This window comes from Gaetbulibacter aquiaggeris (assembly GCF_044003965.1).
Classification (GTDB): Bacteria; Bacteroidota; Bacteroidia; order Flavobacteriales; family Flavobacteriaceae; genus Yeosuana; species Yeosuana aquiaggeris.
Genome location: NZ_JBAWKC010000006.1, coordinates 49,700 through 61,701, shown reverse-complemented (window position 1 = coordinate 61,701; position 12,002 = coordinate 49,700). Strand labels below are relative to the sequence as shown.

10 protein-coding genes are annotated in these 12,002 nt (G+C 31.7%); 3 read left to right on the top strand and 7 right to left on the bottom strand.

Annotation, left to right across the window (positions count from 1 at the left end):
* Positions 1-5: 5 nt before the first annotated feature.
* The 5 genes from V8G56_RS15220 to clpB form a co-directional block, all read right to left on the bottom strand.
* The gene (locus tag V8G56_RS15220) at positions 6-548 is read right to left on the bottom strand and encodes a GNAT family N-acetyltransferase (RefSeq protein WP_395439321.1); all 543 of its coding nucleotides are present in this window, start codon (positions 546-548) and stop codon (positions 6-8) included.
* A gap of 5 nt (positions 549-553) precedes the next feature.
* Positions 554-1,252, bottom strand: coding sequence for a purine-nucleoside phosphorylase (gene deoD, locus V8G56_RS15215; RefSeq protein ID WP_395439320.1), 699 nt, complete (start codon positions 1,250-1,252; stop codon positions 554-556).
* Between the two features lie 25 nt (positions 1,253-1,277).
* Positions 1,278-1,940, bottom strand: coding sequence for a deoxyribose-phosphate aldolase (gene deoC / locus V8G56_RS15210; RefSeq protein ID WP_395439319.1), 663 nt, complete (start codon positions 1,938-1,940; stop codon positions 1,278-1,280).
* 105 nt (positions 1,941-2,045) lie between these two features.
* Positions 2,046-2,726, bottom strand: a complete 681-nt coding sequence (gene deoC, locus V8G56_RS15205) for a deoxyribose-phosphate aldolase (protein WP_395439318.1) — start codon at positions 2,724-2,726, stop codon at positions 2,046-2,048.
* A 277-nt stretch (positions 2,727-3,003) separates the two neighbouring features.
* A complete protein-coding gene (clpB, locus tag V8G56_RS15200; RefSeq protein WP_395439317.1) occupies positions 3,004-5,613 on the bottom strand; it encodes an ATP-dependent chaperone ClpB in 2,610 nt (869 codons plus the stop codon).
* A 159-nt stretch (positions 5,614-5,772) separates the two neighbouring features.
* Between clpB and ytxJ the strand changes: the two genes are divergently transcribed.
* The 3 genes from ytxJ (at position 5,773) to V8G56_RS15185 (ending at position 8,526) form a co-directional block, all read left to right on the top strand.
* Entirely contained in the window at positions 5,773-6,162 is a 390-nt protein-coding gene (gene ytxJ / locus V8G56_RS15195; protein WP_395439316.1) for a bacillithiol system redox-active protein YtxJ, read from the top strand.
* An 80-nt stretch (positions 6,163-6,242) separates the two neighbouring features.
* On the top strand, positions 6,243-7,073 hold the full coding sequence (locus V8G56_RS15190) for a glycoside hydrolase family 16 protein (RefSeq protein ID WP_395439315.1): 831 nt from the start codon (positions 6,243-6,245) through the stop codon (positions 7,071-7,073).
* 7 nt (positions 7,074-7,080) lie between these two features.
* Positions 7,081-8,526 (top strand): MltF family protein, encoded by a 1,446-nt coding sequence (locus V8G56_RS15185; RefSeq protein ID WP_395439314.1) that lies wholly within the window; start codon positions 7,081-7,083, stop codon positions 8,524-8,526.
* A 198-nt stretch (positions 8,527-8,724) separates the two neighbouring features.
* Here V8G56_RS15185 and V8G56_RS15180 read toward each other — a convergent pair whose 3' ends face one another.
* Entirely contained in the window at positions 8,725-9,795 is a 1,071-nt protein-coding gene (locus V8G56_RS15180) for a DUF3667 domain-containing protein (RefSeq protein WP_395439313.1), read from the bottom strand.
* A 407-nt stretch (positions 9,796-10,202) separates the two neighbouring features.
* The gene (locus tag V8G56_RS15175) at positions 10,203-11,984 is read right to left on the bottom strand and encodes a hypothetical protein (protein ID WP_395439312.1); all 1,782 of its coding nucleotides are present in this window, start codon (positions 11,982-11,984) and stop codon (positions 10,203-10,205) included.
* Positions 11,985-12,002 lie beyond the last annotated feature (18 nt).

Genomic DNA, 12,002 nt, shown 5'->3' with positions numbered 1-12,002 from the left:
GAAAATTATGATATATTTTTATGCATAATATACATTCCTCTATATTGGTGAAGCATTAATTCAAAATTCAACCGTCTCGTTGATAAAGTTTTAAATCCCGTTTTTTTGTAAAACTGAATGGCCTTTTCTTTAGTATCCATGGCTTCAAGCCAAATATATCCCATTCCATTTTCTTTGGATTTTTGCTCAATCCAACGCAATAATTGTTGAGCAATACCCTTTCCTTGAGATTCTTGATTTAAATAAAGTCTATGTAAATAAGTTCCAGATGTATCTGAAAACTGATTAAGAGGTTTATTGTAAACAAACCTGATAAGTCCTTCAGTTTTTAAATTATATAGTACGAAATAGTAATTGGAATGCACTTCAGAAAGTTCTTCTTTAAAATTTTCAAGACCATAAGATCTGTTTAAATACCAGTTGCAATCATTATTATCCCAAAGATGTAGGTATTCTGGAGGGTATATTTTACAGGCAAGAGCCATTAATTTTTTATGATCATTAATGGTTATTTCAACTAGCTGAATATTCTCTGAAATGGCAATCATTAAAATTAGGCCAATTCCAGGGCAATTTTAATCATATCTTTAAAAGTGGTCTCCCTATCACTACTGGAAGTGCGTTCTCCTGTTACCAAAGAATCTGAAATGGTTAAAATACTTAAAGCACGCACATTATGTTTAGCCGCAACGGTATATAAACCAGCACTTTCCATTTCTACACAAAGAACCCCAAATTTGGACCATTTTTTATAGGACTCAAAATCATCAGCATAAAATTCATCAGAAGTAAAAATATTACCGGCTTTAATTTGAATATTTTTTGCTTTAGCTGCATGAATCGCTTTTTCAAACAACTCAAAGTCTGCCGTTGGTGCAAAGTCAGCGCCTCCAAATCTAAGTTCGTTAATACCTGAATTTGATGAAGCAGCCATAGCTAATACAATATCTCTTATTTTTACATGTGCTTGATAAGAGCCGGCACTTCCTACACGAATTAAGTTTTTGACCCCATATTCTGTAATCAGTTCATGGGCATAAATTGAAATGCTCGGCACGCCCATGCCTGTACCCATGACAGAAACACGTTTATCATTGTAAGTTCCTGTATAGCCCAACATGCCTCTGATTTTATTAAAACAAACAGGATTTTCCAAAAATGTTTCAGCAATCCATTTAGCTCTTAACGGATCACCAGGAAGTAAAATGGTTTCAGCTATCTCGCCTTTTTTAGCCTCTATATGTACACTCATTAGATTATTATAAAATTTTATTTGATTAATAATTTGACTTAGAAATGCTGCCTTTAAGGATAGCAATTCCAGAAGAAGTTCCTAGTCTTTGAACTCCTAAATTGATATAGTCTATGGCTGTTTTGGCATCTTTAATGCCGCCAGAAGCTTTTATTTTTGTTACATCTTTAGCAACACGCTTCATGAGTTTAATGTCCTCAAATGAGGCGCCTCTGGTTCCAAAACCAGTAGATGTTTTTATAAAATCAGCTCCACCTTTTATAGCGAGTTCACTAGCTTTCAAAACTTCATCTTCTTCAAGATAACAAGTTTCTAAAATAACTTTTAAAATATTATTAGGCATGATATGCTTAACGGCTTCTATATCTTTCCAGACATTGTCAAAATCTTGACTTTTAAAATAACCAAGATTCATCACCATGTCAATTTCATCAGCACCGTCATCTAAAGCTTTTTTTGCTTCATTTACTTTAGCTTGAGTGGACATGGCACCTAATGGAAAACCAATGACACTGCAAACCTTTACCTTGGTATTTTTTAAATGTTGCTTTGCTAAAGAGACATAACAACTATTAACACAAACAGAAAAGAACTCATACGCAATGGCCTCATCACAAAGTTTTATAATCTCATTTTTGCTGGCGGTTGGTTTAAGAAGTGTATGGTCAATATAGTTATTAAGATGCATTTAGCTTGGTGTTTTTATATATAAAACAGGGCTATAAAGATACAACAATAGCTTAAATTAATAATTTGAACGAGGAATTATTTTATTACAAAAGAATTTTCTGGTCTAGCGTTCCATTTTTGAATAAAGATCTGCAGAAAACTGGGCTTTGGTCATTTTAATTTCTTGTGATGCGCCAATTCTGTCAGCACCTATTTGCAGATATTTTAAAGCCGTTTCATAATCTTGTATACCACCAGATGCAACAATCTTCACATGATCTTTCACTGTTTTTTTAATGATTTTTACAGCTGTGAATGTGGCTCCGCTATTTGAAAATCCAGTTGAAGTTTTGATATAATCAACTTTTGCATCCATACAAATTTCGCAGGCTTTAATAATTTCATTCTTATTGAGTTGGCTAATTTCAATGATAACTTTTAAAGTTTTTCCATTTATGGCCAATTTCACATCAATAATGTCCTTCAAAAGTGATAAATAACTTTTGCTTTTTAATGAACCAATATTTAAAACCATTTCAATTTCGTCGGCACCTTGTTCTATTGCTTTCCTAGCTTCAAAAGCTTTGGCTTGTGTTGACATGGCTCCTAATGGGAAACTAACCGTTGAACAGATTTTTACAGAGGTTTTATTTAATAATTGTTTGGCTAGCGGCACATAACAACTGTTAACACAAATAGCATGATAATTATTTTGAAGTGCTTCATTGCACAAGTTTACAATATCATGATGAGTTGTAAATGAATTTAATTGTGTAAAATCAAGGAATGCATTGATATCCGTCATAAGTAGGTTTTTTAAAATTTAATAAAAACGATAAAATTTAAGAGGGATTTGTCAAATTAATTATTCGATGAAAGGGGCGATTTAATCGACAAAACAAATTTAATAAAATAATCGATATAGAGCTTGAAAAAAATGTTTTTTTATTTATTTCCTTAAAAAATATAAATTAAAAAAAGCAATGTTCATCTCTTTAAATTTTACTAAAGAATCGATTCACATTGCTTTTTAACTAACCAACCAATATAAAGACGGTTAATTACCGCTTTTGTTACAATTTTTAGAATTCTTCGGTAACAAGGTTTCCTTGATTTCTAAAAACTAAATTATCATCAAAGGCATCTAATAGTATGATACTATCTGTAGTTACTTTTCCTGATAAAATTTCTTTACTCAAGGCATTCAAAACTTCTTTTTGAATAACACGTTTTACAGGTCGTGCACCATACTCCGGATTGTATCCCTTAGTTGCTAAATATTTAATAGCTTCAGGTGTGGCATCAAATGTAATGCCTTGCTTTGCAATCATTTTTGTAATGCCTTTTATCTGTAAGCCTACAATTTCAACAATGTTTTCTTTTGTTAGAGGAGTAAACATAATGGTATCATCTATTCTATTTAAAAACTCAGGTCTTACGGTTTGTTTCAATAAACCTAAAACATCAATTTTTGCAGCTTCAATAGCGGAATCCAGATTTTTCGTAGATTCAAATCGTTCCTGTATCAAATGACTTCCTAAATTGGAGGTCATAATAATGATAGTGTTTTTAAAATCAGCGACTCTTCCTTTGTTATCTGTTAATCTGCCTTCATCTAAAACCTGCAATAAAATATTAAACGTATCAGGGTGTGCTTTTTCAATTTCATCCAATAGAATAACGGAATATGGTTTTCTTCTAACGGCTTCTGTTAATTGACCACCTTCTTCATATCCAATATATCCTGGAGGCGCACCTACTAATCTGCTTACCGCATGACGTTCTTGATATTCACTCATATCAATTCTGGTCATGGCATTTTCATCGTCAAACAAATACTCGGCTAATGCTTTTGCTAACTCCGTTTTACCAACGCCTGTAGTTCCCAAAAACAGGAAGGTTCCTATTGGTTTTTGAGGGTTTTGTAAGCCAGCCCTGCTTCTTCTTACCGCATCACTAACAGCTATGATGGCTTCATCCTGGCCAATGACACGTTTATGTAATTCGTCTTCAAGCTTTAATAATTTTTCTCGTTCACTTTGAAGCATTTTGACTACAGGAATACCGGTCCATTTAGCAACTACTTCTGCAATATCATCATAGGTAACTTCTTCTTTTATAAGAGAGCTTCCAGATTGATTTTCTTGCAGTTCTTTTTGAAGTTTTTCTAAATTCTCTTGAGCGTCTTTTATTTTGCCATAGCGTAATTCCGCTACTTTTCCATAATCACCATCTCTCTCTGCACGTTCGGCTTCTAATTTGAAGTTTTCAATATTAAGTTTAATGGTTTGAATATTGTCAACGACCTCTTTTTCGCTTTTCCATTTAGCATTAAGTTCATTTCGTTCTTCTTTAATGTTTGCTAAATCTGAACGCAAAACTTTTAATTTAACTTCATCTTTCTCACGTTTGATAGCTTCAATTTCAATCTCCAGTTGCATAATCTTTCTATCCAATACATCTAATTCTTCCGGTTTAGAATTGATTTCCATTCGCAATTTTGAGGCAGCCTCATCCATTAAGTCTATGGCTTTATCTGGTAGGAATCTGTTGGTTATATAACGTTGAGATAATTCTACAGCACCAATAATAGCCTCATCTTTAATTCTTACTTTGTGATGTGTTTCATATTTTTCTTTAATACCACGTAATATAGAAATGGCGCTTTCAGTATCTGGTTCATAAACCATCACCTTTTGAAAACGACGTTCTAAAGCTTTATCTTTTTCAAAATATTTTTGATATTCATCTAAAGTAGTGGCTCCAATAGCTCTTAATTCACCTCTTGCTAATGCTGGTTTTAAAATATTGGCTGCATCCATGGCACCTTGACCCCCACCAGCACCTACCAGAGTGTGTATTTCATCAATAAAGAGCACAATATCACCTTCGCTATTAGTTACTTCTTTGATGACGGCTTTTAAACGCTCTTCAAACTCACCTTTATATTTGGCACCGGCAATTAAGGCACCCATATCCAAAGCAAAAATTTGCTTGTCTCGTAAATTTTCTGGAATGTCTCCGTCAACAATTCTATGAGCTAAACCTTCAGCAATAGCGGTTTTACCAGTACCTGGTTCACCAACTAAAATGGGATTATTTTTAGTTCTGCGCGATAAAATTTGTAGAATTCTACGTATTTCTTCATCTCTACCAATAACAGGATCTAACTTACCATCTTTTGCAAGTTGATTTAAGTTTTTAGCATATTTATTAAGGGCATTATATGTTTCTTCCTGACTTTGGGAAGTCACATTTTCACCTTGGCGTATTTCATCAATAGCAGCTTGTAAGGTTTTTTCAGTAACACCCTGGTCTTTAAGCATTTGTGCAATTTTGCTATTTGATTTAAAAACAGCTAAAATTAAATGCTCAATTGAAACAAATTCATCTTTCATTTTTTTGGCAATGATAGAAGCTTCATTTAATGTTTTACCCGCTTCTCTTGAAAAAATAATATCCCCTCCGGTAACTTTTGAATAACTTTGAATTTGTTTATCAAGGGCTTGTTCTAAAATGTTAATATTAACATTTAATTTTTTTAAAATAAATGGCAGGACATTTTCATCAACTTCAAAAATAGCTTTAAAAATATGTTCATTTTCTATTTGTTGATGACCGAAACTTTGAGCAAGTTGCTGCGCTTGCTGAACAGCTTCTTGTGATTTTATTGTAAAATTATTAAGGTTCATATCTTTTTTATTTTTTTCTTTTTAATAGATTTGTTCAATAATCTTACCAACATAGTTTTGAAGACAAAACGTCAGTTAAAGTCAATGATATTGTGACTTTTAGGCAGTTTGTAAGATTGTATTAGAGCCATCGACAAACCTTACTATAAGATACAAAATATGAGATTATTTGAAAAGCTATTTAACAGTTCATCTGAAGCAGTAGATAAAAAGGAATTACATTGGATACCCTTAAATTCAATAAATCAATTGGATGATATAAAGGATAAATCATCCACTAAAACGCAAATTATTTTTAAGCATTCTAGTCGTTGTGGTACCAGTAGAATGGTTTTGAAACAATTTGAACAAGATTATGTCTTTTCAGAAAATAGTATGGATCTATATTTTCTTGATTTAATAGCTTACCGAGATGTTTCTAATGAAATTGCATCTCAATTTAATGTGGTTCATGAGTCGCCACAATTATTGGTTGTAAAAAATGGGGTAGTCGTTGCACATTCAAGTCACGGTTCTATTAACAATATCAATTTAGGTCAATTTATATAGGGTTTTAATAGGTATTTAATTTTTTTTAATATTACAGATACTGTATATTTAGAAGGTTGTTTTTATTCAATCTTCTGTATATGAGAATTTTTACGTTAATATTATTGCTATTTGTTTCCTTTTTAACAACTAATTGCGGAAATTCAAAAAGTAAGTCAAGTACACAGTTTAATAATTTAATTTGGTCTGATGAGTTTAATGATGATGGCCCAATTAATTCAGAAAAATGGTTTCTTCAAACGCAATTGCCATCTGGTGGTGATTGGTATGGTGGTTTGGTAAATCATTATACAAACCGAACAGAAAATTCATATGTAAAAGATGGTTTTTTAAATATTGTTGCTAAGAAGGAAATATTTAATGATCAGGGAGAAATTAAAGAATATACCTCAGCTAGATTAAATTCAAAATTCGCATTTACTTATGGCCGCGTGGAAGTACGAGCAAAATTACCGACTGGTATTGGTACTTGGCCTGCTATATGGATGCTTAATAAAAATATAGATGAACCTGGTGCTTATTGGCAAAAACAAGGTTTTGGAACTACGTATTGGCCAGTTTGTGGCGAAGTTGATATTTTAGAGCATTGGGGAAAAAAACAAAATCATGTGCAAAGTGCAGTACATACAGCATCTAGTGCTGGAGATGATGTCGTTAATATTGGAGGTCAGGTTGTAGAAAATGTCTCAAATCAATTTCATATTTATAGTATCGAGTGGTCTGAAGAAAAAATGGTGTTCAGTGTTGATGATGTTGTTCATTATACATATGAACCTTCTGTAAGAGATTCAGAAACATGGCCATTTACAACTGATCAATATTTATTGCTTAATATAGCGATTGAATCAGATGTTGACCCTTCTTTTGAAGAAAGTGCTATGGTAGTTGATTATATCAGAGTTTATCAATAAAATTTTAATGAATAAGAAATTTGGTTTAAATATAAGTTTAAAACTGGTTTGCTTTTTTTTGTTTCTACTTTTTTGTTGTGAAAAGGATTCCATTAGCAAAATTGAAGTAATTAAACCCAGCAAAGAATGGGATTTAGAGCAAATTAAAGAATCTGGAAATTTACGTGCTTTAATGGTATATAGTGGGACTACTTATTATCTATATAAGGGACGTCCTATGGGATATGAATTTGAATTACTAGAACGATTTGCTAAGTATTTAGATGTCACTCTAGAGATAATAGTGGTAAAAAATGTAAATGAGCTTTTTGAAAAATTAAATAATGGAGAAGGAGATATTGTAGCTCATGGTTTAGCTATTACCACCGATAGAAAAGAAAAAGTTTCTTTTACGGATCATTTGTATTTAACTAAGCAAGTTTTAGTACAAAAAAAACCTGCTAATTGGCAGAATATGAATTGGGGTAAGTTAGAAAAATCATTAGTACATGATCCCATAGATTTATTAGGAGATACAATTTCTGTTAGAGATCTGTCTTCTTCTAAAGAAAGAATATATAATTTATCTAAAGAACTAGGAGGAACAATACATTTAAATATACTACCTGTTGAAATGTCTACAGATGAAATAATAGAAAAAGTTGCTGAAGGAGACATTAAATATACCATTGCAGAAAACAACATTGCGAGTATTATGGAAACATATTATCCAATTTTAGATGTGAATGTTCCTGTTAGTTTTTCTCAAAGAATAGCTTGGGCTACAAGGCATAACTCTAAAGATTTACTTGAAGCTACAAATAACTGGTTAGAACAATTAAAAAGACAAATAGACTTTAATGTTATTTATAACAAGTATTTCAAAAACAAGAAATTCTATAGAAGACGAATAAAAAGTGATTTTTATAGTTTAAACAAACAGCAAATAAGCCCCTATGATGATTTAATAAAAAAGTACACAAAAACTTTAAATTGGGATTGGCGACTTGTTGCTTCTCAAATTTATCAAGAATCAAAGTTCGATCCAAGAGTGAGTTCATGGGCTAAGGCTTCAGGATTAATGCAATTAATGCCAGAAACTGCTATAGAATTAGGCGTCACAAATAGAGCAGATCCAGTTCAGAGTATAAAAGGTGGTACAAAATACTTAAAACAATTATGGACAAGTTTTGGGCATATTACAGATTCAATTCAACGGACAAAATTTACTTTGGCGTCATATAATTGTGGCTTATACCATGTAAAGGATGCGCAAAACCTTGCAGAAAAACGAGGATTAAATGCCAATGTTTGGGATGATAACGTAGAAGATATTATTTTAGAGCTAAGCTTACCCAAAAATTATAATGACCCTGTTGTAAAATATGGCTATGTGCGTGGCATAGAACCTTATAATTATGTACTCCAGATTTTTGAACGTTACCAGCACTACACACAATTTATAGAGAGTTAATATAATCATCTGCCTTGATTTTTAATTTAAGAATAAGCTCATATGTTTCATAAGTCACCACAATGACTAATGATAAAAAAGAGGAGCACTGGTTGCTAATAATTCAAAGGGTGTCATGAATACTATGGCTTTGAGTGGATTTCTTCGAGTAGTCCATTCTCTAAGTAATTTTAAGAAATTAAGTATTTTAGTAGATTTTTAATGGATATTTATATACGTAAATAGTGCAAAAACCACAGTTAATAGTGTTATAATTAGCAGATTAATGATGATTATTGTAATACTTTTAAAAAAGGATTTCACAATGGGCTGTTCGTATAAACGGCGATGTGCCGGGAAATAATAATAAATCATCCAAAACACTCCTGCAGATTTTAAACTAAAATTGATCCAGTCAACTACAGGGTTTTTGCCCAATAATGGGATAAGTTTATCTGTAAAAAATAATATTAAAATAAGCAAAAGTAAAAAGGAAAAATAATGAAGGGTAAAAATGCTATGATCAAAATAATACCATTTTTTCTTATTGTGAAAAAGCCATAATATAAATGCGAAAACAGGCATATACAGGAACAATACTTTTGGTAAATTACGAGTAAAAGAAAGAATGAATTTTTCTCTAATTTGCTCATTTGTATTTTCTTGCTTCACAACCAGCCATTTTTTAAGAAACCAATATTCAGTTGGACCTACTTTTTTTTCTTCACTGGTATGTTTTTGGATCGAGTCTAATTCTGTGATAGATTCATAACCAAAATCAGCTACTTCTTTTTTATCAGTTCCTTTAGTTTGATTTAATATTTTTTTAATTGTATCATTATTTTGTTGCGAAAGTAGGCCCACTCGAGTTAATCCATCTATACTTTTTTCTTTAATATGTAAAGAATCTATAGAAGGAAGTACAACTATATTTTTTAAAGTTTCTTGAGGTTCTTTACTAATTTCTATAGTTTTATTTGGGAATAATGAAATCAAGAAAAAGGTAATAAAACTTATAAAAATATATAAACGTATGGGTGCTAAAAAGGACAAACGCCTGCCTGATAAATATTCTTTAGTTAAAGCGGCAGGTTTAAAGAATAAATAAAAAATGGTTTTCCAGAAAGAACTGTCATAATGAGTAAAGTCTTTAAAAAAATGAAGAAATAGGTGGTGAAACGATTTGGTTATTTCTGAATTTTCTTGCCCACAATTGGGACAAAAGCGTTTCTCTACTTTATGTTGGCAGTTTAAACAAGTTTTATCTTTTCGTAAATTTTCTTTAGACATTCTTTTTGGAAAAAATGATTGATTTTGGTAAATCTAATTAATATTTGATGTACTTGTTAAGCTTATGAATTTTATTTAATTTTTAAGCACATACCAAGGAGTGTTTAATGTTTTTTATTAATTTTTCGTCCTCAATATTTTACCTTTATTTATGTTTAATGGCCCATTAATAAATTGGGTATTTTTCTTAAGACAGCTTTTAAAAGTGTGTGAAGTTGACATGAATCGTCTCAATTATTGGTCATAAAAAAAGGGGAGTTTGCATTGGCATATCAAAGCCATCGAAGTATTTATAATTTGGATATGAATTCCTTTATTTTGGGTTCGTTATGATCAAATCTAAATAATATAAATAATTTGAAATGCTCTTATGGAGTAATTCAACACATATAAAAATTAGATTTAAATTATCTTTTATTTTCGTAATAAGCTTTAAAACCTGCTTTTTTATAAAGATCTAAATAACTGGGGTCATCTCTTATGAAATCAAACTGATGTTGACTCAAATAACTGATTTGAGGTAAACGATTTTCATATGCTAAATTTAAATACTTAAATGTTTTGTCTTTATCTTCAAGTTCTGCGTAGAACATTGACATTTCAATAGGATGAATAACCCCTAATGAAATGGAATCATTAATATATAAAAGTGCTTTCTTTATGGCCGTTTTATATTCAAAAGTCTTATAGATTTCTGCAAATTTATTTTCGCCTTTTAATTCTAAAATTTTTGCCCAAGTTTTTCCGGCTTCCTGAAATTGTTTTTTGCCTGAATAGCAAAGATATTGGAACTGTAAGGCTCCAATTGAATTTGGCTCTTCCTTAAGAATAAGATTGCATTGTTCTATCCCTTTATCATATTGTCTAGCACGATACAAATCGCGGGCATATTTAATTTTGCTATTGACATCTAGAGGATCTAGTTTTAAAGCTTCTTCATCCAGCCTCAGTGCCTCGTCAACTTGTCCAAATTGGCCTAAAAAGGAGGCCAGTATAAATTTTTCTTCTGTCCCACCTGGATTTAATTCAACAGCCTTTCTTTTTGCTTTTTCAGCTTCCAACCAATTATATTGATGGAAGTAGAAGCTCCCCATAGCCAAATGTGCTCCTGAACTCAGAGAATCAAGAAATAAAGCCCTTTTAGCAAGTATTTCTGCTGAATCAAGCGCTATTTTAATTTTTGATTTTTCATCTCGATCTAATGCCCAGTCTGCCAAATTATAATAAGTAAGAGCGAGATATGCATAGGCCTCGACGAAAGTAGTATCCTGTTGAACTGCGGATTCGAAATAATTTTTTGCCCTAAATATTTCGCCTTCATTCATATTTAATGGCCCATTAATAAATTGTGATCTTCCTTTTAGATAGGTTTCATAAGCCATTGGATTAATTTTTTTTCTATTTAGGAGTTTATTCCCATTAAGCGATAATTTGGCGTCTATTTTTTTAGCAATATCAATAGAAATATTTGATTGCAGACCGAAAATATTATGTATATCATCTGAATAAGATTCAGACAGGAGTATATTTCCGTTTTCGGTATTGGTAAGTCTTACAGAAATCATGATAGTGTCTTCATTTTTACGAACACTACCTTCTAAAATAAGGGACGCATTAAGAATTTTCCCAATGGTTCTTATATCTTCATTTTTGTTTTTAAAAGAAAATGAAGAAGTCATTGCCATTACTTTCAATTCTTTGAATTTACACAAACGATTGAGTATTTCTTCCGCAATACCATCACTTAGGTATTCCTGATCTTTATTGGGACTCATGTCCAGAAAGGGCAGTACGGCAATCGAATTTTCTATGATTACTTCACTGCTTGCAACTACATTTGTACTTTTAGAATCCCCTTTATTGATAAAACTTATGGCAATAGCAACCATCAATGAAATAACAATCAGAATATCCAGACGCTTATTCGAAGCTGCCGTAATGACCTGATCTTCTGAAATCTTTTCTGTTTTTTTGAATCCCTCAGGAGTGACCTGATAGGCCCATGAAAAAAAGATCCAGACAGGCAGACCCATAGCAATAAGAAATGTTAAGGTTTTAGAAACCCAGGAAGGGGCTTCAAAAATGGTTAACACCATAGTAGTGACTTGCAAAAAAACCCAAGCCACAACGATATAGGCTATGGTTTCTTTGATAACATTTCTACGCTTCAGTTCTTCGAAAAATTTCATTTTAGGTAATATTTACAT